This is a genomic window from Arthrobacter sp. Ms25, assembly GCF_059090365.1.
Map to the genome: position 1 here is coordinate 433,160 of NZ_JBNHFP010000002.1, position 22,064 is coordinate 455,223.

The window sequence follows — 22,064 nt, forward strand, 5'->3', positions numbered from 1 at the left end:
CGGGTAGGATAAGGCGGCATGAACGCAACCGGCAGCGAAAGTGCGGCGGCCGCCCCGGCCACAGGGGCGCAGTACGAAATCACCCACGGTGGAGCCCGCGCCGTCATCGGGTCCCTGGGCGCAGCCCTGCGCCGGTACACGGTGGACGGAGTGGAGCTGGTGCAGACCTACCCGGACAGCGCCATCCCGCCCTCCGCCAACGGAGTGCTGCTGGCACCTTGGCCCAACCGGGTGGCGGACGGCCGCTGGACACTGGACGGACACGTCCAGCAGCTGGACATCACGGAGCCTTCGCGGGGGCACGCCAGCCACGGACTGCTGCGCAACACCGGCTACACGCTCCGTGGGCAGGTGCCGGGCGCCGTGGAACTGGGTGCCGAGATCTTCCCGCAGCACGGGTATCCGTTCCACCTGCTGCACCGTGCACGCTACAGCCTCGACGACGACGGCGGGCTGACCGTTCGGCAGAGCCTCACCAACCTGGGCGAAGCGGAGGCCCCCGTTGCCCTCGGAGCCCATCCGTTCCTGCGCCTCGGCGACGTCCCGACGGAAGCCCTGGTGCTGACGGTGGCTGCGGCGAGGGAAATCACCGTCGATGACCGGCTAATCCCCAACGGCAGCCGGGAACCAAGTGGACCGGCGGACCTCCGGACCGGAGCACAGGTGGGGGGACTGGACCTGGACAGCGCCTACACGGACCTGGCCCTCGACGGAACCGGGCCAGGCGCGGTGCACCGGCACGTCCTCGAAGCCCCCGACGGACGCACCGTCAGCCTCTGGTCCGGACCGGAATGCGGTTACGTCCATGTCTTTGTCACCGACAAATTCCCCGGGCAGTCCCGCGCCGTTGCCCTGGAACCCATGACGGCACCGGCAAATGCGCTGAACTCCGGAGAAGGACTGGTCTGGCTGCCGCCCGGCAAGACCTTTGCCGCCCGCTGGGGCATCACGGCGGAGCTGGCGGCGGTGCGGTAACAGCGGCGGACAGGCACGTAAAGACGGGTCCGGAGGGGGCCGGATATGGAAAGATGGCCCCATGAAACCCCACGTACGCCGCACTGCGGCGCCCCGGGCGCTGCAGGCAGCAGCAGCGAATTCCAGCCGGAACAATGACGAGGTCCCTTTCGCCCTGCGGGTCAGCGCGGCCTGGGCCTGGCGGCTCGGCATCGTCCTGATTGTCGGCGCCGGACTCATCTGGATCCTCAGCCACTTCTCGCTGCTGGTTATCCCGTTGATGATCGCGGCCCTGCTGGCAGGGCTGCTGTCTCCGGTCACTAACTGGCTGCGGCGGAACCGGCTGCCCGGCGGACTGTCGGTGGCGGTGACCATCGTGGCCTTCCTGGGCGTCGTCACCGCTGCCCTGGCGCTGGTGGGACGCCAGCTCGCCCTCGGGTTCCGCGACCTCTGGGGAGAAACCCTGCAGGGCGTACGCCAGGTCCAGGACTGGTTGTCCTCGGGCCCGCTGAACATTTCGGCCGGTGACCTGGATTCGTTGCTCGACGAGGCCACGACCACCCTGCAGGACAACTCGGCCAACATCCTTTCCGGTGCCCTGAGCGTGGGCAGCAGTGCCGGGCATTTCGCCGCAGGCACCCTCCTGACCCTCTTCGCGTTGGTCTTCTTCCTGCTGGACGGACGCAGGATCTGGGAATTCACCTCAGGACTGCTGCCCCGGCGCGCCCGGCCCGCCGCCTACGGGGCAGGTATCCATGGATGGGAGTCCATGGTCAACTACGTGCGGGTACAGGTGGTGGTGGCACTTATCGACGCCATCGGCATCGGGGCAGGCGCAGCCCTGATCGGCGTGCCGCTGGCCCTGCCGCTCGGGGTCCTGGTGTTCCTGGGCTCGTTTGTTCCGCTGGTGGGTGCCTTCGTCACCGGATTTGTGGCCGTGCTGCTGGCGCTGGTGGCCAACGGCGGTGTCAACGCCCTGATCATGCTGGGCATCGTGCTGCTGGTACAGCAGCTGGAATCACACATCCTGCAGCCGTTGATCATGGGACGTGCCGTGTCCCTCCACCCGCTGGCCGTCATCCTGGCGGTCACGGGAGGCAGCCTCGCCGCCGGGATCCCCGGCGCCCTGTTCTCCGTGCCGCTGCTGGCCATTCTCAACACGATGATCCGCTACATTGCGGCGCGGGGCTGGGAGCATGACCTTGCCGTTGAACAGGATGAAGAGAACGACGACGGCGCCGGTCCCGGGGAGGGGCAAACCGGCCCCGGTGCCGTGCAGGCTGCAGGGGAGGACCGGGTATGACCGATCTGCCTCTGCTGCCAGTGACTCTGGACGACGTCCGGGCCGCAGCGAAACTCCTCGACGGCGTCATTGCCCACACCCCCGTCGAGATGTCCCGGGCCCTGGCCCGCGGGACCGGATCCCCGGTCTACCTCAAATGCGAGAACCTGCAGCGGGCAGGTTCCTTCAAGGTCCGCGGCGCGTACGTCCGCATGGCCAAGCTGTCACCGGCGGACAAGGCACGGGGAGTGGTGGCCGCCTCTGCGGGGAACCATGCCCAGGGCGTGGCCGTGGCTGCAGCACGGCTGGGCATTGCCGCGCGGATCTACATGCCCCTGGGCGTGGCGCTGCCCAAGCTGGCGGCCACGCGCGGCCACGGCGCAGAGGTGGTCCTGCACGGGCACACCGTGGATGACGCCCTGGCGGAAGCGCAGCGGTACGCCGACCGGACGGGAGCCGTCTTCGTCCATCCCTTCGACAACGTGGATGTGGTGGCCGGACAGGGGACCATCGGGCTCGAACTCCTGGACCAGATACCCGACCTGGACACGGTGCTGATGGGCGTGGGCGGCGGCGGCCTGCTCGCAGGCGTTGCCGTTGCGCTCAAGTCCCGTGCCCGGGAGCTGGGGCGCGAAATTCGGATTATCGGCGTGCAGGCGGAAAACGCGGCATCCTATCCGCCGTCGCTGGCCGCTGACGCCCTGGTACCGCTGACCCGGGTCAGCACCATCGCGGACGGCATCGCCGTCGGGCGTCCCGGGCAGCTGCCGTTCTCCATCATCCGTGAGCTCGTGGATGATGTGGTCACGGTCAGCGAGGATTCCCTGGCCCGCGCACTGATTTTCCTCCTCGAGCGTGCCAAGATGGTCGTGGAACCTGCGGGAGCCGTTGGAGTGGCTGCACTGATGGACGGGAAGATCGACAACCCCGGAAACACGGCAGTGATTCTCTCCGGCGGCAATATCGACCCGATGCTGATGCTGAAAGTCATCCAGCGGGGACTGGCGGCTGCGGGCCGGTACCTGGTGGTCCGTATCCTCCTTGACGACCGTCCCGGGTCGCTGGCGACGATTTCGCGCATCATTGCGGAATCGGATGCCAATGTCACGGGCGTTGACCACACGAGGGTAGGAGGATCCATCAGCATGGGAGATGTCGCCATCACCATCAACATGGAAACGAAGGGCCACGAGCACTGCGAACTCGTGCTGAAGAACCTGCGCGCCGTCGGCTTCCAGCCCGTCGTGCTGCCGGGATAGGCCATGGCTGCCTCCCGTGCCCGCACCGCCCTGGCCGGCTCGCTGCTTTTTGCCGCCGCGCTCTGGGCCGTGTACCTGCTCACCTTCCTCATCAAACCGGTCATCTTCCCGCTGCTGGGCATCCTGCCCCGGCAACTGGAGGGCCTTGACGGCGTGGTGTTTGCCCCGCTGCTGCATGCCGGCATTTCGCATCTCCTGGGCAACACCTTGCCGCTGATCGTCTTTTCGTTCCTGACCCTGCTCGAAGGGGTCCGGCGGTTTGTCTCGGTCCTGGCCATTTCCTGGTTGTGCTCCGGCATCGGAGTGTGGCTGTTCGGCACCGGACTGACCGTAGGGGTGTCGGGCGTGGTGTTCGGCTTGTTCGCCTATCTGATGGTCCGCGGATTCTATAACCGCAGCGTTGCGCAGATCCTGCTCAGCGGTGTCCTCTTCCTGGTGTACGGGTCGATCCTGTGGGGCCTTTTCCCCACATCGTGGGGCGTCTCGTGGCAGGCTCACCTGTTCGGCGCCGCCGGCGGCGTGCTCGCCGCCGTTGTACTGCGCCGGGAGGCGCCAACGCAAAGGCGGGCCCTCCCGTAGGAGAGCCCGCCTATGCTTTGCTGCTGAGCGGAAGTGCCTAAGCCACGTAGGGCTTGGCGGAAATGATTTCCACGGTGATGCTCTTGCCGTTCGGGGCGGTGTACGTGGTGCTGTCCCCGGCCTTGAGGCCCTGGATGGACGCGCCCAGCGGTGACTTTTCGCTGTAGACGTCGATGCTGCCGTCACCGGCGATCTCGCGGCTGCCCAGCAGGAAGGTCTCGACGTCGCCGGCGACGCGGGCTTCCACCAGCATGCCCGGCTCGACAACCCCGTCATCGGCCGGTGATTCACCAACATGTGCGTTCTCAAGGAGCTGCGTCAGCTGCCGGATCCGGGCCTCAGCCTTGCCCTGTTCCTCTTTGGCTGCGTGGTAGCCGCCGTTTTCCTTGAGGTCGCCCTCGGACCGTGCCTGCTCGATACGGGCAACAATCTCCGTCCGGCCGGGGCCGGACAGGTGATCCAGTTCCGCCTTCAGGCGGTCGTAAGACTCCTGCGTGAGCCAGGCGACTGATGCGCTGTTGGTTGACACGGGTATCTCCTTATATAAACGTCCGGGCCATCTGTTGGTCCGGCATGGCTGAATGCCCGCCGGCCGGATTGGCCTGACAAGCAAAGACCCCGCCGGGCGGTGACCGTCTGGTGTGGGTCCTTCTCCAAGGGCCAGCCGGTGCCTGGGCGGGGCATGTCGTAAGTTCCCATAGTAGTTTGCCTGCCGCCATAACCCAATATGCGCAGGCGGGCGTCTTGCCGGGCTAGTCCTCGTCCACGATCCAGCAGGAATTCACGCCGCCGGTGACCGCAGGGGAGTCGATGCGCAGTTCCACCTGCCGGGTGCTGCTGTCCGGATCATCCGGTCCCAGGACCACCGTCTTCCAGCCCACGACGGCGTAGCTTTCGTTGAGCGCCTGCACAGCGCACGCTGCGGTGCTGCCGGCCGACTTGTCGACCTTGATATCCACCACCACGCGGCCCTCCTCGGGAAAGGTGAAGCCCACGTCCTTGGACGTTACCGTGCCGGTGGAGGACGGGATGCTCCATACCGCGGCGGCCACCACGGCAGCTGCCACCGCTGCGGACGCCGCGGTGACCGCCGCACGGCGGGACAGGCGCCGCTTTGGAGCGCCGTAGCGATTGGCTAGGCTGGACTCGGACGTGGAACCGTCCGGCTGCTGGGGTGGCGACGTCACTGGTCGGCCTTCCGAAGTGCTCACAGGCCCATTTTAGCCGCCGGTTCCAACGCCATATTCCGCTTACCTCAGGAGTTGCCTTGTCTGCCCGCGAAAGCACTGATTCCCGGCCCACCGCCCCGCTGCGTTTGCTCGCGGTCCATGCCCACCCCGACGACGAGGCCAGCAAGGGAGCGGCCATGATGGCTTCCTATGCGGCAGCCGGCGTCGAAGTGATGGTGGCCACGTGCACCGGCGGCGAGCAGGGATCCATCCTGAATCCCGGAGCGGAAAATGATCCTGCGGCCAAGCGTGACCTGGCGGGACTGCGCCGGCGGGAAATGGCGGCTTCCCGGGCAGCGCTGGGAATCCAGCACCGCTGGCTCGGATTCGCGGACTCCGGGCTGCCCGAGGGCGACCCGCTTCCGGACCTGCCGTTTGGCTGCTTTGCCCTGCAGCCGCTGGAAAGGGCCGCGGCGCCCCTGGTCAAGCTGGTCCGCGAGTTCCGGCCGCACGTCATCGTCAGCTATGACGAAAACGGCGGTTACCCGCACCCGGACCACATCATGGCCCACAAGGTTGCTGTGGAAGCGTTCGCCGCCGCGGGCGATCCGGAACGGTATCCGGGGACGGGGCCTGCCTGGGAACCCGCCAAGCTCTACTATGACCGGGCATTCAACCCCGAGCGGTTCCGGGCCCTGCATTTTGCCCTGGAGGAAGCCGGCCTGCAGTCTCCGTACGCAGAACGGATCGCGGCCTGGCAGGAGACCGACACCGAGGGGCACCAGCCGCCGGCTCCCACCCATGCCACCACCACGCAGATCGAATGCGGCGATTTCTTCGAGGTCCGGGACGAGGCCCTGCGCAGCCACCGCACGCAGGTGGATCCGAACGGTTTCTTCTTCGCGGTCAGCCCCGACATGCAGCGCAAGGTCTGGCCCTGGGAGGACTACTCCCTGATCGAGTCCCGCGTGGAAACCGAGCTGCCGGAAACGGACCTGTTCGCTGGCATACGATAGACCCTAGGAACGTAGGTTCCGCCGCAGTATCGGCTAAAAGAGAGATATACCGTGAACTTCCTGTACAGCCTGGCTACGGCCGTCACCCCGGCACCGGACGAGACCCTCGCGCCGGGGGTTGCCGCAGAGGACGTCACCCCGGGCCTGCTGGGGTTCCTCTTCACGCTCTTCATGGTGATTGCGATCATCCTGTTGATCCGCGATATGACCAAGCGCATCCGCCGGGTCCGCTACCGCGAGCAGGTCCTGGCCGCACAGGAAACAGCCGACCGGGAAGCGTCCGGAACGGAAGCCTCCGGCCGTCCCGAAGGCTCCCGGACCGCACTGTCCATGGACAAGGACGTAAAGGATCCCGCAGACCGGGACAGCACTTGGGACCACCTGAGGTAGCGGGTGTCCCATGGCTGAAAGACTGAGGAACCAGGCATCGGCCTATCTGCGCCAGCATGCGGACAATCCCGTTGACTGGTGGCCTTTCGGCGAGGACGCCTTCGCCGAAGCCCGGCGCCGGAATGTTCCCGTCTTTGTTTCCGTGGGGTATGCAGCCTGCCACTGGTGCCATGTCATGGCGCACGAATCGTTCGAGGACGCCGCCACGGCCGAGTACCTCAACGCGAACTTTGTCTCGGTGAAGGTGGACCGCGAGGAGCGCCCCGACGTCGACGCCGTGTACATGGCCGCTACGCAGGCCCTGACCGGGCAGGGCGGCTGGCCGATGAGTGTCTTTACCCTCCCGGACGGGCGTACGTTCTACGCCGGCACGTATTTTCCGCCCCGGCAGCTGCAGGGGATGCCTTCCTTCCGGCAGGTGCTGGAAGCGGTGTCCTCCGCCTGGCGGGACCGCCCGCAGGAGGTGGAAGCCAGCGCCGCGCAGATAGCCGCCCACCTGGCATCGGCGCAGGACGGAAACCGCCGGCTGGTCGGCACGCTGGAGCTTGCCTCCGGGGCCGGACCGCTTTCGGGCGATGTCCTGGAAGCTGCCGTTCAGGCCGTAGCCGAGCAGGAAGATCCCCGCTTCGGGGGGCTCGGCGGGGCGCCGAAGTTCCCGCCGTCGCCCCTGCTTCGGTTCCTGCTGCTATACGGTGCAACCGGCCGCCCGGGCTCCGGCACCGCCGCCGGCGTTGCCGGCCGCACCTTGGAAACCATGGCCCGCAGCGGGCTCTACGACCAGCTCGAAGGCGGCTTCGCCCGGTACACGGTGGACCGTGCCTGGGCCATTCCGCACTTCGAAAAGATGTTGTATGACAACGTCCAGCTGCTGCGCCTCTACGCGCACTGGAGCCGGTCGGCCGCCGCCGGGGAGCAGCGCGGGCTGGCACTGCGGGTCACCGCCGACACCGCGGGCTGGCTGGCACAACGGCTGCGTGTGGAGGGCGGAGGCTTTGCCTCTTCGCTCGACGCCGACACCCTGGTGGACGGAAAGCGGAAGGAAGGCGCCACCTATGTGTGGACTGCCTCCGAGCTGCGCAGCGTCCTGGACGGGGCCGGGGAAGACGCCGATGCGGTACTTGCCCTGCTGGACCTGGACACCGGCCGGATGGAGGACGGCGGCTCCACCCTGCACTTCGGGCGCCGGCTGAACCCCGAGGAAGAACAGCTGTGGCAGCGCTGCAGGCCCGCCCTGCTGGCCGCACGGGATCTGCGTCCGCAGCCCGAACGGGATGACAAAGTAGTGGCCGGCTGGAACGGCCTGGCCGTTGCGGGCCTGGCCGACGCTGCCCTCGCGCTCAGCGACGCCGGGGATCCGCGGGAGAAGGCGGCGCAGCTGCTGGACCTGGCACGGGACGCCGCCGGTTACCTGCTGCGCGTCCACTACCGGAACGGCGTCCTGGCCCGTGTGTCGCACGCAGGCACCGCCTCCGGCATCGAGGGCCTGCTGGAGGATTATGCCGGTGCGGCCGAGGGCCTGTTTGCGCTTTTCGCCGCCACCGGCGAGGAACAGTGGTACCGCGCTGCGGAGGAACTGGTCCTGGCCGCGGAGCAGAAATTCATCGTGGATGGGGTCCTGCAGGACGCCGCCGTGCGTACCGACCAGCTTGCTGCCGCGCAGGGGTCGCTCTCTGCCGCCGATCCGATGGACGGTCCCACACCCAGCGGCACGGCACTGTTTGCCGGCGTGCTGGTAACGTATGCGGCCTATTCCGGGTCCTCGCGGCACCGCGCCCTCGCGGAGGCGCTGCTGGCCCATGTGCAGCTCGTGGCGGCCCGCGCACCACGCGCCGGCGGCTGGGCCATGGCTGTTCTCACACAGGCACTGGAAGGTCCGCGGGAACTGGCCGTCACGGGCAGCGATCCCGTCCTGCTGGGGCAGCTGCTCCGCGCCGGGCGTACGGCGGGCGGTCCCGCCCTCGTCGTGGCCAGCGGATCCGGCGGGGAAACCGCGGTACCGCTGCTGCGCGGGCGGCCCGCGCCGGACGGGGGAGCCCTGGCGTTCCTGTGCAGGGGAATGGTCTGCAGCCGGCCGGTATCCGATCCGGCGGAGCTGGCGGCGCAGTTCGCCGCATTGAACTCCTAGCCGGCGGCGCGGACGGCCATCAGGATCGCTATGTAATGGGCGGCAAAGCCGGCCAGCGTGAAGGCATGGAAGATCTCGTGGAAGCCGAACCAGTCAACGGAAGGGTTCGGCTTTTTCATGGCATACATGACGGCGCCGGCGATGTACATGGCACCGCCCACGCAGATGAGGACGGCGGCAGCGGGGTTGGCTGCATAGAAGTCCGGAATGTAGAACAGGGACGCGCAGCCCAGCGCTATGTAGACGGGGGTATACAGCCAGCGCGGTGCGTTCAGCCACAGGAGCCGGAATGCGACACCGACCAGCGCACCGGACCAGATGATCCACAGCAGCGTCACCGCACTCTCCCGGGGCAGGAGGGACCAGGCCAGCGGGGTATAGGAACCGGCAATCACCAGCATGATGTTGGTGTGGTCCAGGCGCTTGAGCACCACCTTCACCTTTGGGGACCAGTTTCCGCGGTGATAAACGGCGCTGGTGCCGAACAAAAGCACGCCGGTAAATGCGTAGATTGCCGAGGCGATCCGGGTACCGGCCGTGGGGGCGAGGACCACAAGGACGATGCCCGCAGCCAGCGCCAGGGGAGTGGCACCTGCATGCAGCCATCCGCGCAGCCGGGGCTTGATTTCCAGCTGCTCGGCAACGGCTTCCACAGTGTTTTCCAGGGGGCCGGGTGCAGTCCGCGATTCGGGGTCGTGCTGGGCCGGAACCCTTGAGGCGGGGGCGGAAAATGGTGACGAATCCATAACGGAATTCTAACCTACGTTCGGGTAACTTACGGTTGGGTAAGCCGTCGCCGCTGCGGATCTGCGCTTTTGCGAGGTGAGCTAGCGGTAGCCTAGGAGAAGATTTTATCCTTTGGGCACACCCGGGGGTTTGCGGGACCGGCCGTTTGGTGGTTCCACCCCGGATCCCAGGTACGTGAGGCAAACAATGAAATTCCCCGGTGTTGTCTACGCTTACTACGAGCGTAAGCTGCGGCGGTCGCTTATCGGAGACCGAATCCCCGAACACATCGGGGTCATGGTGGATGGAAACCGGCGGTGGGCCAAACTTGCCGGCGCACCCACCAGCGACGGCCACCAGGCCGGCGCGGACAAGATCCTGGAGTTCCTCGGCTGGTGCCAGGAACTGGGCGTGCGGATGGTGACTCTCTACATGCTCTCCACCGACAACCTGAACCGCGACCCGGACGAGCTGGAACCGCTGCTGGACATTATCGGCAACACCCTGGACCGGCTGGGGGAACAAGGCAACCTGCGGGTCCAGCCCGTAGGGGCACTGGAGATCCTTCCGTCGCGGCTGGCCAAACAGCTCTCCGAGCTCGGGGAAAGCACCGGCGACGCCGAGGGGCTGCATGTCAACGTGGCGATCGGGTACGGCGGACGCCGGGAAATCGTGGATGCCGTCAAGGAGCTGCTCCGGGATGCCGAAGCCGAGGGCAAGAGCATTGCGGACGTGACCGAGGAAATCTGCGACACGAAGATTTCCGAGTACCTGTACACCCGCGGACAGCCTGATCCGGAACTGGTCATCCGGACCTCCGGCGAGCAGCGTCTCTCCGGTTTCCTGATGTGGCAGAGCGCGTACAGCGAGTTCTACTTCTGCGAAGCGCTCTGGCCGGACTTCCGCCGGGTGGACTTCCTGCGCGCCCTGCGCGACTATGCCAGCCGGCAGCGGCGCTTCGGGTCCTGACGGATGGTCCGTCAGGAGCCAACGCCGGCCCAACGGCCGTGCCTGCCGTGTCCTGCTGCGGCGCAGCTGTCCGCGGGCGTACTTTGGTCCTGTCAGCCGGTTCTTAGCCTGCCGGGGTGCGTCTTCGCCAAGCATCCCTGCGGACGAGGCGGGACGGCCATGACACGCGCAAGGGAATAGAGCCAGCGACCGGGGCCCTTGGGGGTGCCCCTGACGGGAGTTCCACGTGGCAGCTGAACAGAACGTGCGGGGAACGGAGCGGACCAGCTTTGTACTGGATACATCGGTACTGCTGTCCGATCCGCGAGCGGTCCTCCGCTTTGCCGAACATGAGTTGATTCTTCCGCTGGTGGTCATCACCGAGCTCGAACGGAAGCGCCTGGATCCGGACCTGGGCTACTTCGCGCGCAGCGCCCTGCGGCTCCTGGACGATCTGCGCATACAGCACGGTGGCCTGGGGACGGCGATTCCCCTGGGCACGAGCGGCGGAACGCTGCGGGTCGAGCTGAACCACATTTCCACGGAGGTGCTCCCGGCGGGAATCCGTGGCAGCGACAATGACAGCCGGATCCTTGCCGTAGCGAAGAACCTCGCCGACGGCGGCCGGAACGTTACCGTGGTGTCCAAGGACCTGCCGATGCGGGTCAAGGCATCGGCCATGGGGCTGGCAGCGGATGAATACCGCAGTGAACTGGTTCGGGACAGCGGCTGGACCGGAGTGGCTGAGCTGGAGATCTCCGATGCGGACATGGCGCTGCTCTATGACCACCAGCCGGTCCTGGTTCCCGAGGCGGCGGAACTGCCGGTGAACACCGGCACCGTGCTGATGGCCGGACGTGCCTCGGCCCTGGGGCGAGTGGGAGCCGACAAGCGGCTGCGGCTGGTCCGCGGGGACCGGGACGTTTTCGGGCTGCACGGCCGCTCCGCGGAACAGCGGCTGGCCATCGACCTGCTGATGGACCGCGAGGTGGGTATTGTCTCGCTGGGCGGACGGGCAGGAACGGGCAAGTCCGCGCTGGCCCTGTGCGCCGGGCTGGAGGCCGTCCTGGAGCGCAGGGAACACCGGAAGGTCATGGTCTTCCGGCCGCTCTACGCCGTGGGCGGGCAGGAGCTCGGTTACCTGCCGGGCACGGAGTCCGAGAAAATGGGCCCCTGGGGACAGGCGGTCTTCGACACCCTGGAGGCACTGGTCTCCGTGGAAGTCGTGGAGGAGGTCCTGGACCGCGGGATGCTCGAGGTGCTGCCGCTGACCCACATCCGGGGACGCTCGCTCCATGACTCCTTCGTCATTGTGGACGAGGCCCAGTCATTGGAGAAGAACGTCCTCCTCACCGTTCTGTCCCGGATCGGACAGAACTCGAAGGTGGTCCTCACCCACGACGTCGCCCAGCGGGACAACCTGCGGGTAGGGCGCCACGACGGCGTGGCGGCTGTCGTCGAAACGCTCAAGGGCCACCCGCTGTTCGGACACGTGACCCTCACGCGCTCGGAACGATCGCCGATCGCCGCACTGGTGACCGAACTGCTGGAGGAGGGCCAGATCGGCTGACTTGTCCACAGCAGCCGGCCCCGCCGTCCGTAGCCGGCCCGGCGCGGCTACGGTGGTGCCATGGCGGGGATCCTGGCGGAGTACTGGCGGAACGGAACGGCCGGCGCTGCCGTGGCCGCGGTTCTGCTCGGCCTGGCACTGGCCTGGTTCGCCGTTTTGGCGGTCCGGCTGGCTGTGATTGATATCCGCACCCGCCGCCTGCCCAACGCGTTGGTCCTGCCGTCCTATCCCGTAGCCGGGGGACTGCTGGCCGGCGCGGCGCTCAGCGCGGGGGAACCCGGACGCGCCGCCGGGGCGGTCCTGGCGGCCGCTGCACTGTGGGCGGGGTTTTTCGCGCTGCGGCTGCTGAGCCCGGCCGGTTTGGGATTCGGTGACGTCAAACTCGCCGGGCTGCTGGGTCTCTATCTGGGGTTCCTCGGTCCGGCCCAGGTCCTGGCGGGAACGGCGGCGGCGTTTGTGCTCGGCGGCATCTGGGGGCTGTGGCTGATTCTCGCCAGGGGCGGCACGGCGTCGTCCACCATGGCCTTCGGACCGTTCCTGCTCCTGGGCGCCGCAGCTGCCATGCTGGCCCCTGCCCTAGAGTAAGACCATGCCTACTCCTGATTTTGTCCTGTCCCTGCGGAAGCGGATCGGGCACGATCCGCTGTGGCTGCCCGGCGTCACCGCCGTAGTTTTCAATGCCGACGGGGAGGTATTACTGGGCCGACGCAGCGATAACGGCAAGTGGGCCCTGATCACCGGCATGCTCGAACCCGGGGAGGACGCCGGACCGGGCACCCTGCGGGAAGTCGAAGAGGAAACCGGTATCCGCGCCGAACTGGAGCACCTCATCCACGTTGGGGCGCACGGACCGGTCACTTTTCCCAACGGGGACATCTGTTCCTTCCTGAACCTGGCCTTCAGCTGCCGGTACGTTTCCGGTACGGCCCGGGTGAACGACGACGAATCCACCGAGGTGGGCTGGTACGCCCTGGATGCCCTGCCGCCCCTGAGCGAACGGCACAGGATGCTGGTTGACCTGGCACTGACGGCCGACGGAGTGCCGGTCTTCGAACGCTGATCCGGTGACAAACCGAAGGGCCGTACCCGCACGCGGGACGGCCCTTCGGTCGTTCAGTCAGGGGAGCTGTTACTTCTCCCGGTAGGGGTTCTCGGGGGCCTGCTCCGGTGTCTGCGACGGTGTCTGCGACGCGTCCGCCGGCGTCTCAACCCGGCCAGCCGTCTTGGAACCGTTGAGCGCGGCCAGGCGCTCCGCTTCCAGCCGGTCCGCTTCGGGACCGGCGACTGCTTCGCCGCGGGCGACCATGCCGGCCACATCGGACAGCGGGATCTCCTTCAGGAAGAAGGCCAGGACCAGTGCGATTACCAGGAACGGGATGAGGTACCAGAAGACCGGGGCCAGGGAATCGGCGTAGGCGGTGACGATGCCGTCCCGCAGGGGTTCCGGAAGGGTTTCCAGGACGGACGGCTGCAGGGTGGCCGTCGCCTCGCCGGCGGCCGACGCGTTCAATCCGGCACCGGTGAAGGTTTCCTCCAGGTTGTCTGCGAGGCGGGACGTGAACATTGCTCCGAAGATTGCGACACCCAGGGATGCACCGACCTCGCGGAAGTAGTTGTTGCTGGAGGTCGCGGTGCCGATCTGGTCCACGGGAACGGAGTTCTGGACCACCAGTACCACTACCTGCATGATGTAGCCGAGGCCGGCGCCGAAGACGAAGAGCTGGGCGCAGATGACCCAGACCGGGGTATCGGCGGACAACGTGGTCATCCAGAGCATGGCGGCAATCACCAGCACCGCACCCATGATCGGGTACTTCTTGTACTTTCCGGTCTTGGTGATGGCCAGACCGGAGTAGATGGAGGTGCCCATCATGCCCACCATCATCGGCAGCATCAGCAGGCCGGAGACGGCGGCGGAGGTGCCGGTGGACATCTGCAGGAACGTGGGGACGAAGGCCAGCGCCGCAAACATGCCCATGCCCAGGGTGAAGCCGATGGCGGTGCTGTTGACGAAGATGGGGTTCTTGAACAGGCTGAGCGGAATGATCGGATCTTCGACGCGGCGTTCGATCATCACGAAGATGAGGGCAGCCAGGAGCATGCCGGCGCCGAAGAGCAGGGTCGCCGGGTCCGTCCAGCCGCGGTCGTCGCGGCCGCCGAAGTCGGTGAAGAAGATCAGGCAGGTGGTGGCGGCGGACAGGAACAGCACGCCGCCGATGTCGATGCGCTTGGACGCCTTCTTGGTGGGCAGCGTCAGCGTGAAGAAGGCGATCAGGAAGGCGATGATGCCGATCGGGATGTTGATGTAGAACGCCCACTGCCACGTCATGTGGTCCACGAAGAAGCCGCCCAGCAGGGGGCCGGCCACGGCGGACAGGCCGAAGATGCCGCCCAGCGGGCCGAGGTACTTACCGCGCTGGTCGGCGGGCACGATGTCGGCAATGATGGCCTGGGACAGGATCATCAGGCCGCCGCCGCCGAGGCCCTGAATGGCCCGGAAGATCACGAAGGCCCAGAAATCGGTGGCAAAGGCGCAGCCGACCGATGCCGCGGTGAAGAGGGCAATGGCGAACAGGAAGAGGTTCCGCCGCCCCAGCACGTCGCCGAACTTGCCGTAGATCGGCATCACGATGGTCGTCGCCAGCAGATACGCCGTGGTGATCCAGGTCTGGTGCTCGACGCCGCCCAGTTCCCCGACGATGGTGGGCATGGCGGTGGAAACAATGGTCTGGTCGAGGCTGGAAAGCAGCATGCCCGCGATCAGGGCGGAAAAGATGATCCAGATGCGTTTCTGGGTCAGCAGAAGCGGCCCGGAGCCGCGTTCGGCGGTTGTTGTCATGACGGGTCCTTGCTTGAAGGGACGGGGGAGAAGGAAGAAAAGGCGGCACGGGCGGACTCCACCGTGGAGGTGAGAACGGCACGGTAGCTGCGCGTGTTGTCCGGGTCGAAGAATTCCGGTCCGGCCCGCTGGAGAAGTGCGGAGAAGACGGTGGCAACGGCAATGATCTGCGGATCATCCTGTCCGAGGTGCTCACGCTGGGCGATGAGCCTGCGCAGGCGCTCGTCCGCCTCGCGGTTGCCCTGCATCAGTTTCAGGACCAGCCGCGGTTCGGTGGACAGGGCATCCTTGAGCTGGGCGAGCTCGGTCCGGGAGACGGCCATGGATTCCATGTGGGCCACGGAAAGATCCACGAGGTCCCGGAGCAGGGTAGGGGACAATCCGGCATCCGGGGTTCCGGCTGCGATGAACAGGTCGGTGAGTTCCTCCGGAAGCGCAGCGGGGGCGCCGAGTACGGCATCTTCCTTTGCGGGGAAGTAATTGAAGAAAGTGCGCCGGGAGATGCCCACCTGCTCGCACAGTTCCTCCACGGTGAAGCCGGCCAGTCCGTGTTCGGCGGTGAGTCCGCGGGCGGCACGGGTGATGGCGCTGTGGGTGGCTGCCCGTTTGCGTTCCCGGAGCCCGCCGTCCGAAGCTGCACTCTTCCTCATGAAGTAAACTTTTGCACGCTGACCCTATAAGTGCAAACAACCTCCCGGTGCGGTCCGCGGGCAGCAAAAAGGGGGCTGCACGCGGGCAGCCCCCTTTGAGTGATGCCGGAACTACGCCTGCGGCGGCTTGGTCATGGAGAGGACGTCCAGGGCCTTGTCCAGCTGCTCGGCGGTCAGTTCGCCGCGTTCCAGGTAACCGAGGTCCTCGACGGCCTGGCGGATGGTCTTGCCTTCCTTGACCGAGTACTTGGCGATCTTCGCGGCGTTTTCGTAGCCGATGAACTTGTTCAGCGGAGTAACGATGGACGGGGACGCCTCGGCCAGGTAGCGGGCCCGCTCCACGTTGGCTTCGATGCCGTCGATCATCTTGTCGGCCATCACGTGCGAGGAGTTGGCCAGCAGGCGGATGGATTCCAGCAGGTTGGCCGCGATCACCGGGATGCCCACGTTCAGCTCGAAGTAGCCGAAGGTTCCGGCCCAGGCCACGGCGGCGTCATTGCCGACTACCTGCGCTGCGACCTGCAGGACGGCCTCGGAGATGACGGGGTTGACCTTGCCGGGCATGATCGAGGAACCCGGCTGCAGGTCGGGGATCGCGATTTCGCCCAGGCCGGTGTTAGGGCCGGAGCCCATCCACCGCAGGTCGTTGGCGATCTTGGAGAAGGACACCGCAATGGTGCGCAGCATGCCGGAGACCTCGACGAGGGCGTCGCGGTTTGCCTGTGCTTCGAAGTGGTCGCGGGCCTCGGTCAGCGGCAGGTTCGTGTCGGCGGCCAGCAGCTCGATCACGCGCTGCGGGAAGCCCGCCGGGGTGTTGATGCCGGTGCCGACGGCGGTGCCGCCCAGGGGGACCTCGGCAACGCGGGGGAGGGAGGCCTGCACGCGTTCGATGCCGTAGCGGACCTGTGCGGCATAGCCACCGAATTCCTGGCCCAGGGTCACCGGGGTGGCATCCATGAGGTGGGTGCGGCCGGACTTGACGACGTCCTTGAACTCCTCGGCCTTGCGCTCCAGGGAGGCCGCGAGGTGCTCGAGCGCGGGGATCAGGTTGTTGATCAGGGCGCTGGTGGCGGCCACGTGCACCGAGGTTGGGAAGACATCGTTGGAGGACTGCGAGGCGTTCACATGGTCGTTCGGGTGAACGGTGGTCTCGCTGCCGGCTTCCTTCAGGGCGCGGGTGGCCAGTTCGGCGAGGACCTCGTTGGTGTTCATGTTCGAGGAGGTACCAGAGCCGGTCTGGAAGATATCGATCGGGAACTGGTTGTTGTAACTCCCGCCCGCCACTGCGTCTGCCGCCTTTTCAATGGCCCGGGCGCGCTCCTCGTCGAGCACCCCCAGTTCGGCGTTGGCAGTCGCGGCGGCCTTCTTGATACGGGCGAGTGCTTCGATGTGCGAGGGCTCCAGCGTGGTGCCGGAGATGGGGAAGTTCTCTACCGCGCGCTGCGTCTGCGCGCGGTAGAGGGCAGAGGCCGGAACCCGGACCTCACCCATGGTGTCGTGTTCGATGCGGTATTCGGAGGTGTCAGAAGTCATGCCCCCCAGCCTAATCTCCGAACGCGCCGCAGTAGAAACTGCTACTTGGGGACAGCGGAACGCACGACGGCGGGGTGTTCCAGCGCACCGAAGCCGGACACGAGTTCGGCGTTGCCTTCGGCGAGACGGTAGGAGAGCCCGATGACCGCCACCCGTCCTTCGTCCACCGCGTCGGAGATCACGCGTGAACTCTCCACCAGGCGCTCAGCGGTCTGCTTGGTGTGCTCCACCACCATGTCATTGACCTCAAACAGGTCCTTGCGGTGCGAGGCCAGTACCGAGGGCGTGATCCGCTCGACCAGTGAGCGGACATAGCCGGTGGGGGTTTCGCCGGTGTCTACCGCTTCCTTGGCCGCGGTGACCGCACCGCAGCTGTCATGGCCGAGCACCACGATCAGGGGCACGCCCAGGGTGCCCACGCTGTACTCCAGCGAGCCGAGCACGGCGTCGTCAATGACCTGTCCGGCGGTGCGGACCACGAATGCGTCGCCGAGGCCGAGGTCGAAGATGATCTCGGCAGCGAGACGGGAATCCGAGCAGCCGAAAATTACGGCAAACGGGTTCTGCCCCTCCACCAGCGAACTGCGCCGCGGTGCGTCCTGGTTGGGATGGCTGGCGGTGCCGGCGACGAAGCGTTCGTTGCCTTCGCGGAGTCTCTGCCAGGCCTGGGCGGGAGTGATGATGTTGTCGTTCGCTGTTTCCACGTTATTGAGGTTACTCCTTGCGCCGCACCGGCCGCAGGCCGGTGCGGTTCAGTTGCTGCGCAGCTCCTGGAGCGCCCGTTCGGCGAGGACGTCGAACTCTGCCAGATCGGCCGACCCGGACAAGAGCAGGGTCTGGCCGTCGATTTCCGTGACCAGGGTTGCTTCCCCGTTGGAGGAATCGCGCAGTTCCCAGGTGACCCCTCCGGCCGGGCGTTCGCCCGATACGGTGGAATTGCCGGTGTGCTCGAAGATCCAGGTGGGGTTTGCGGCGTCGGTCTGGGTCAGGGAGATGAACTCGGTGTCGGGAGTGAGATATCCCACCTCCCAGTTCGGTACGCCGTCATTGCTGCCGGCGTTCCAGCGGGCGTAGTTGGCGCTCCAGCCGTCCGGAAGGTCCAGGGCCAGCGGGCGGTACCCGGCATCGCCGGCTGCCTGGTTGGCTGCTGCCGCCACATCGACGTTGCGGGCCTGCATCTTGGGTGCGGGGTTGAGCAGCACCGGCACCAGGCACAGCGCGAGCGTGAGGCCGGTGGCGATCAGCATGCCCATGACTGTGGCATTGGCCCGCTTGGCCTGTTTGCTGGTCAGTACCGGCGTCACGGGCTGGTCGGTGTGCTGGGGATCGGGCTGCGTTTCACTCACCCCTCCATAATCTCTTATGCGGCCGTGATGTCCTACTCCGCGCAAACTGCTGCCGGTGAAATCTTTCCCCGGGGTGGTGAGGAGCAGCACGCAGACTATGATCGGACAAAGGCCACCCGCTCCATTGCGGGTGTTACAGCAGAATTTCGAAGATGAGGTTTGACGTGTCCAAAGGCGCCCAGTACTCCACCCTTTCCCCCGCATTGGCAGTCGGTGACTCCGAGCCGGACCGCAACCTGGCACTGGAGCTCGTGCGCGTCACCGAGGCGGCAGCCATCGCCGGCGGCCACTGGGTGGGCTTCGGCGACAAGAATGCCGCCGACGGCGCTGCCGTGGATGCCATGCGTTCGCTGATTTCCACGGTCAGCTTCAATGGCGTAGTGGTCATTGGCGAAGGCGAGAAGGACGAAGCGCCCATGCTCTACAACGGCGAGCACGTGGGCGACGGCACCGGGGCACTCTGCGACGTTGCCGTGGACCCGATCGACGGCACCCGCCTGACGGCGCTGGGCATCAACAACGCCCTGGCCGTGCTGGCCGTGGCCGAGCGCGGCACGATGTTCGACCCGTCGGCCGTGTTCTACATGGAGAAGCTGGTCACGGGTCCCGAAGCAGCCGACATGGTGGACCTGCGCCTGCCGGTGAAGCAGAACCTGCACCTGATTGCCAAGGCCAAGGGCAAGAAGATCAACCAGCTTAACGTGATGGTGCTGGAGCGGGACCGCCACAAGCCGCTGGTCCAGGAAATCCGCGACGCCGGGGCACGGACCCGCATGCTCATGGACGGGGACGTTGCCGGCGGTATTGCCGCTGCCCGCGAAGGCACCGACGTTGATGCGCTGATGGGTATCGGCGGAACTCCGGAAGGCATCATCACCGCCTGCGCCGTGAAGACGCTCGGTGGCGTGATCCAGGGCCGCCTGTGGCCCACCTCGGACGACGAAAAGCAGAAGGCCATCGACGCCGGCCACGATCTGGACCGGGTGATGTCCACCAACGACCTGGTCACCAGCGACAACTGCTATTTCGCCGCCACCGGCATCACCGATGGCGACCTGCTGCGCGGCGTGCGCTACAAGAAGGACCGCGTGCTGACCCAGTCGATCGTGATGCGTTCCAAGTCCGGCACCATCCGCGTGGTGGACGGCGAGCACCAGGCCCACAAGTGGGAGTCCTACGCTCGCTCGAACTAGGGCGGGGCGCTTTCCCCTGCAGTAACGTAACGAGGCAGGCGGCCGGGATACCGGCCGCCTGCCTCGTTTCGAGCGCAGCAGTGAAGCCAAGTAGGCTGGAAGGCATGACACTGCGCGTTACCCCCTGCTTCGATGCCGCTTCCTGGAACGAAACCGTCAACCGCTTCCGCGGACATCCGCAGCAGTTGTGGGGCTGGGGAAAGACCAAGGCAGAGCACGGCTGGAGCGTGGACCGCGTACTGGTGAGCGACGACGCCGGCACGGTTGTTGGCAGCGCCCAGGTCCTGCTGAAGGCACTGCCTTTTCCCTTCCGCGCGCTGGCCTACATTCCCCGCGGACCGCAGGGGGAGCCCGGACGGGAACTGGACGTCCTGGACGCCGTCGGCCGGTATGTGAAGGACACCCATTCCGCGGTCGCCCTCTCCATCGAACCGGATTGGGACGCCGACGGGAAGCTCGCGGCAGGACTGCCCGGACTCGGTTTCCGCAGCAGTGAGAACACTATCCTCATCGGCCGCACGCTGATCCTGGACCTGCAGCGCAGCGCCGAGGACCTGTTGGGCGACATGAGCAAGAAACACCGCCAGTACATCCGTAAGTCCGGGCGCGAGGACCTGACCTACCGGCGCGTGACGCGCGCGGAAATCCCCCGGTGCCTCGAGGTGTATAAACTGACCGCCCAGCGGGCCGGTTTCGGCATCCACGAGGATTCCTACTACCTGGATATCTTCGACAACCTCGGCGAGGATTCACCGGTCTACGCGGCCTTCAAGGGCGAGGACGTGGTGGCATTCCTGTGGCTTTCCACCAGTAACTACACCTCGTTCGAGCTCTACGGGGGAATGACGGAAGAAGGCGAACGGCTCCGCGCGAACTACGCCCTGAAATGGCATGCCATCTCCGATATGAAGGAACGGGGAATCACCCGGTATGACTTCAACGGCCTGCTCAACGACGGCGTCTCGAAGTTCAAGATGGGCTGGGCGAAGCACGAAGACCAGCTGGCCGGGACCTGGGACAAGCCCCTTTCCCCGCTCTACCCGGTGTTCTCCACCGCGCTGCCGCTGGCCAAGACCGGGATGCGCAAGGCCCGCGGCATTCTCGCCGCAGTGAAGGGCCGGCTTGGCCGGTAGGCCCTAGGCCCCGAATTCCAAGCGGGGGGCGTCTGCATCTTCGGCAGGGGCCGCCCCGACGGTTACCGCGAAGGCGAGGGCGCCGTCGTCGTGCTGAACGGAGTCCGCGGCAAGGCGGGCCTTCACAGGCCCCTCGGCCGCCGGAAGAAAGGCGCTCTGCCCCGGCTCCAGCACAAGGCTGCCGGCGGGGGAGGCCAGGACGATGGTCCCGCGCACGGCAATGACCACGGCCGGACCGTGCTGCAGCACCGGCAGCTCGGCGGGGAACAGATCCCCGGCGCTGCCGGCCGGACCCTGCGCCAGTTCCAGGCGCTGGAGGGCGAACTCCTCGAACGGCGGCCGGAAAACCTGCTGCCCGGCCCCGGGGTTGTCCGCGGAGAGGTACGGGATGCCCAAGGGGCGGAAATCCACGGTCTTCAGCAGTTCGGGAACGTCCACGTGTTTGGGGGTCAGGCCGCCGCGCAGGACGTTGTCGGACGCGGCCATGACCTCCACGCCCAGGCCGCTGAGGTAGGCATGGACGTTGCCGGCCGGCAGATAGACGGCGTCGCCGGGTTGCAGGGAAGCACGGTTGAGCAGCAGGGAAATCAGGACACCGGGATCTCCCGGGTAGTAACCGTCCAGCTCGGCCAGGGTGGACATTTCACGGGCATATACACCGTCGCCCGCAGCCTTCGCCGCCGCAGCGGCACTGACCCGGACGGCCGCGCGCACGTCTTCCCCGTCAGAAATCAGCGTGCGGAATACGGACTGCAGCCGCGCGGAGGCGGAACGGCCGGAGGACAGCTCCGCCACGATCCATTCCATCAGTTCAGGCACCTCCCGGCCGGAAGCCGTAAGGGCCGTATTGACGGAGCGGAAAAGGTCCGCCGCCTCGTCCGGGTCCCGGAACCCGCACAACGCCTCGAACGGCGTCAGCGCGAAGATCATTTCCGGCTTGGAGTTCGCGTCCTTGTAATTGCGCTCCCGGGCACCGCGGTCGATGCCGGCTTCCTCTTCCGCCGCGTAACCCGTGCGGGCCTGCTCCGGGGTGGGGTGCACCTGCAGGGACAGGGGAGAGCCAGCGGCCAGGATCTTCGCCAGGAACGGTAGCTCCGGGCCGAAGCGGTCGGCCGTGTCGGCCCCGAGCATCTGCCCGGGGTCGGCGGCGATCAGTTCGTCGAGCGTTTCACAGCCGTTGACGGGCGGAACGAGGGCAGAGGGTGCCCCCGGATGCGCCCCAATCCATAGTTCGGCCTCGGGATCCCCGGAGGGTTCACGGCCGAACAATTCGGCGATCGCCGTGGTAGATCCCCAGGCATAGGGTCGAAGGGTGTTCCGGAGCAGGTACACGGGCCTCTTTCAGTGAAGAC

22 protein-coding genes are annotated in these 22,064 nt (G+C 66.7%); 13 read left to right on the top strand and 9 right to left on the bottom strand.

The window, feature by feature from the left end; all coding sequences use genetic code 11:
* Nucleotides 1–18: 18 nt before the first annotated feature.
* The 4 genes from AC5RT8_RS06575 (at nt 19) to AC5RT8_RS06590 (ending at nt 4,074) form a co-directional block, all read left to right on the top strand.
* Nucleotides 19–975: an aldose 1-epimerase family protein gene (locus AC5RT8_RS06575; RefSeq protein ID WP_494094907.1), complete on the top strand. Its 957-nt coding sequence runs from the start codon at nt 19–21 to the stop codon at nt 973–975.
* Between the two features lie 61 nt (nt 976–1,036).
* Nucleotides 1,037–2,257, top strand: coding sequence for an AI-2E family transporter (locus AC5RT8_RS06580; RefSeq protein ID WP_494094908.1), 1,221 nt, complete (start codon nt 1,037–1,039; stop codon nt 2,255–2,257).
* A complete protein-coding gene (ilvA, locus tag AC5RT8_RS06585; protein WP_494094909.1) occupies nt 2,254–3,495 on the top strand; it encodes a threonine ammonia-lyase in 1,242 nt (413 codons plus the stop codon). Before AC5RT8_RS06580 ends, ilvA begins: the two co-directional genes overlap by 4 nt.
* Nucleotides 3,496–3,498: 3 nt before the next feature.
* On the top strand, nt 3,499–4,074 hold the full coding sequence (locus AC5RT8_RS06590) for a rhomboid family intramembrane serine protease (protein WP_494094910.1): 576 nt from the start codon (nt 3,499–3,501) through the stop codon (nt 4,072–4,074).
* 37 nt (nt 4,075–4,111) lie between these two features.
* Here the strand turns inward: AC5RT8_RS06590 and greA are convergent, their stop codons facing one another.
* Both greA and AC5RT8_RS06600 read right to left on the bottom strand, forming a co-directional pair.
* Entirely contained in the window at nt 4,112–4,603 is a 492-nt protein-coding gene (gene greA, locus AC5RT8_RS06595) for a transcription elongation factor GreA (RefSeq protein WP_494094911.1), read from the bottom strand.
* A 223-nt stretch (nt 4,604–4,826) separates the two neighbouring features.
* Complete coding sequence (locus AC5RT8_RS06600; RefSeq protein ID WP_494094912.1) at nt 4,827–5,285, bottom strand: DUF4307 domain-containing protein; 459 nt, start codon at nt 5,283–5,285, stop codon at nt 4,827–4,829.
* Nucleotides 5,286–5,341: 56 nt separating this feature from the next.
* Between AC5RT8_RS06600 and mca the strand changes: the two genes are divergently transcribed.
* The 3 genes from mca to AC5RT8_RS06615 are packed head-to-tail and all read left to right on the top strand — an operon-like array spanning nt 5,342 to nt 8,774.
* A complete protein-coding gene (mca, locus tag AC5RT8_RS06605; protein ID WP_494094913.1) occupies nt 5,342–6,259 on the top strand; it encodes a mycothiol conjugate amidase Mca in 918 nt (305 codons plus the stop codon).
* A 51-nt stretch (nt 6,260–6,310) separates the two neighbouring features.
* On the top strand, nt 6,311–6,649 hold the full coding sequence (locus AC5RT8_RS06610) for a hypothetical protein (RefSeq protein ID WP_494094914.1): 339 nt from the start codon (nt 6,311–6,313) through the stop codon (nt 6,647–6,649).
* 10 nt (nt 6,650–6,659) lie between these two features.
* On the top strand, nt 6,660–8,774 hold the full coding sequence (locus tag AC5RT8_RS06615; RefSeq protein ID WP_494094915.1) for a thioredoxin domain-containing protein: 2,115 nt from the start codon (nt 6,660–6,662) through the stop codon (nt 8,772–8,774).
* Here AC5RT8_RS06615 and trhA read toward each other — a convergent pair.
* A complete protein-coding gene (gene trhA / locus AC5RT8_RS06620; RefSeq protein WP_494094916.1) occupies nt 8,771–9,520 on the bottom strand; it encodes a PAQR family membrane homeostasis protein TrhA in 750 nt (249 codons plus the stop codon). The two genes, AC5RT8_RS06615 and trhA, sit on opposite strands and share 4 nt — an antisense overlap.
* 187 nt (nt 9,521–9,707) lie before the next feature.
* Between trhA and AC5RT8_RS06625 the strand changes: the two genes are divergently transcribed.
* From AC5RT8_RS06625 to AC5RT8_RS06640, 4 genes are all read left to right on the top strand, one after another.
* The gene (locus tag AC5RT8_RS06625; RefSeq protein WP_494094917.1) at nt 9,708–10,469 is read left to right on the top strand and encodes an isoprenyl transferase; all 762 of its coding nucleotides are present in this window, start codon (nt 9,708–9,710) and stop codon (nt 10,467–10,469) included.
* Nucleotides 10,470–10,695: 226 nt separating this feature from the next.
* Entirely contained in the window at nt 10,696–12,018 is a 1,323-nt protein-coding gene (gene phoH2, locus AC5RT8_RS06630; RefSeq protein ID WP_494094918.1) for an RNA 5'-3' helicase PhoH2, read from the top strand.
* Nucleotides 12,019–12,078: 60 nt separating this feature from the next.
* Complete coding sequence (locus tag AC5RT8_RS06635) at nt 12,079–12,603, top strand: prepilin peptidase (protein WP_494094919.1); 525 nt, start codon at nt 12,079–12,081, stop codon at nt 12,601–12,603.
* Between the two features lie 4 nt (nt 12,604–12,607).
* A complete protein-coding gene (locus AC5RT8_RS06640; protein ID WP_494094920.1) occupies nt 12,608–13,078 on the top strand; it encodes an NUDIX hydrolase in 471 nt (156 codons plus the stop codon).
* 69 nt (nt 13,079–13,147) lie between these two features.
* On the opposite strand, the gene AC5RT8_RS06645 is transcribed toward AC5RT8_RS06640, so the two are convergent.
* The 5 genes from AC5RT8_RS06645 to AC5RT8_RS06665 form a co-directional block, all read right to left on the bottom strand.
* Nucleotides 13,148–14,857: an MDR family MFS transporter gene (locus AC5RT8_RS06645; protein WP_494094921.1), complete on the bottom strand. Its 1,710-nt coding sequence runs from the start codon at nt 14,855–14,857 to the stop codon at nt 13,148–13,150.
* Nucleotides 14,854–15,507 (bottom strand): TetR/AcrR family transcriptional regulator, encoded by a 654-nt coding sequence (locus tag AC5RT8_RS06650; protein ID WP_494094922.1) that lies wholly within the window; start codon nt 15,505–15,507, stop codon nt 14,854–14,856. Before AC5RT8_RS06650 ends, AC5RT8_RS06645 begins: the two co-directional genes overlap by 4 nt.
* Nucleotides 15,508–15,618: 111 nt before the next feature.
* A complete protein-coding gene (locus tag AC5RT8_RS06655) occupies nt 15,619–17,040 on the bottom strand; it encodes a class II fumarate hydratase (RefSeq protein WP_494094923.1) in 1,422 nt (473 codons plus the stop codon).
* A 41-nt stretch (nt 17,041–17,081) separates the two neighbouring features.
* Nucleotides 17,082–17,744, bottom strand: a complete 663-nt coding sequence (locus AC5RT8_RS06660) for a carbonic anhydrase (protein ID WP_494094924.1) — start codon at nt 17,742–17,744, stop codon at nt 17,082–17,084.
* 48 nt (nt 17,745–17,792) lie between these two features.
* Nucleotides 17,793–18,386, bottom strand: coding sequence for a DUF4245 domain-containing protein (locus AC5RT8_RS06665; RefSeq protein ID WP_494094925.1), 594 nt, complete (start codon nt 18,384–18,386; stop codon nt 17,793–17,795).
* A 152-nt stretch (nt 18,387–18,538) separates the two neighbouring features.
* Between AC5RT8_RS06665 and glpX the strand changes: the two genes are divergently transcribed.
* Together glpX and AC5RT8_RS06675 are read left to right on the top strand one after the other, a co-directional pair.
* The gene (gene glpX, locus AC5RT8_RS06670) at nt 18,539–19,579 is read left to right on the top strand and encodes a class II fructose-bisphosphatase (RefSeq protein ID WP_494094926.1); all 1,041 of its coding nucleotides are present in this window, start codon (nt 18,539–18,541) and stop codon (nt 19,577–19,579) included.
* 104 nt (nt 19,580–19,683) lie between these two features.
* Entirely contained in the window at nt 19,684–20,712 is a 1,029-nt protein-coding gene (locus tag AC5RT8_RS06675) for a lipid II:glycine glycyltransferase FemX (RefSeq protein WP_494094927.1), read from the top strand.
* A 3-nt stretch (nt 20,713–20,715) separates the two neighbouring features.
* Here the strand turns inward: AC5RT8_RS06675 and manA are convergent, their stop codons facing one another.
* Nucleotides 20,716–22,044 (bottom strand): mannose-6-phosphate isomerase, class I, encoded by a 1,329-nt coding sequence (gene manA, locus AC5RT8_RS06680; protein ID WP_494094928.1) that lies wholly within the window; start codon nt 22,042–22,044, stop codon nt 20,716–20,718.
* Between the last annotated feature and the right edge of the window lie 20 nt (nt 22,045–22,064).

Bases quoted from the DNA above. Each gene is read 5' to 3' on its own strand.
- AC5RT8_RS06575 (WP_494094907.1), top strand. From the start codon at position 19: ATGAACGCAACCGGCAGCGAAAGTGCGGCGGCCGCCCCGGCCACAGGG.
- AC5RT8_RS06580 (WP_494094908.1), top strand. From the start codon at position 1,037: ATGAAACCCCACGTACGCCGCACTGCGGCGCCCCGGGCGCTGCAGGCA.
- ilvA (WP_494094909.1), top strand. From the start codon at position 2,254: ATGACCGATCTGCCTCTGCTGCCAGTGACTCTGGACGACGTCCGGGCC.
- AC5RT8_RS06590 (WP_494094910.1), top strand. From the start codon at position 3,499: ATGGCTGCCTCCCGTGCCCGCACCGCCCTGGCCGGCTCGCTGCTTTTT.
- AC5RT8_RS06615 (WP_494094915.1), top strand. From the start codon at position 6,660: ATGGCTGAAAGACTGAGGAACCAGGCATCGGCCTATCTGCGCCAGCAT.
- trhA (WP_494094916.1), bottom strand. From the start codon at position 9,520: ATGGATTCGTCACCATTTTCCGCCCCCGCCTCAAGGGTTCCGGCCCAG.
- AC5RT8_RS06625 (WP_494094917.1), top strand. From the start codon at position 9,708: ATGAAATTCCCCGGTGTTGTCTACGCTTACTACGAGCGTAAGCTGCGG.
- AC5RT8_RS06635 (WP_494094919.1), top strand. From the start codon at position 12,079: ATGGCGGGGATCCTGGCGGAGTACTGGCGGAACGGAACGGCCGGCGCT.
- AC5RT8_RS06640 (WP_494094920.1), top strand. From the start codon at position 12,608: ATGCCTACTCCTGATTTTGTCCTGTCCCTGCGGAAGCGGATCGGGCAC.
- AC5RT8_RS06645 (WP_494094921.1), bottom strand. From the start codon at position 14,857: ATGACAACAACCGCCGAACGCGGCTCCGGGCCGCTTCTGCTGACCCAG.
- AC5RT8_RS06650 (WP_494094922.1), bottom strand. From the start codon at position 15,507: ATGAGGAAGAGTGCAGCTTCGGACGGCGGGCTCCGGGAACGCAAACGG.
- AC5RT8_RS06655 (WP_494094923.1), bottom strand. From the start codon at position 17,040: ATGACTTCTGACACCTCCGAATACCGCATCGAACACGACACCATGGGT.
- glpX (WP_494094926.1), top strand. From the start codon at position 18,539: ATGAGGTTTGACGTGTCCAAAGGCGCCCAGTACTCCACCCTTTCCCCC.
- AC5RT8_RS06675 (WP_494094927.1), top strand. From the start codon at position 19,684: ATGACACTGCGCGTTACCCCCTGCTTCGATGCCGCTTCCTGGAACGAA.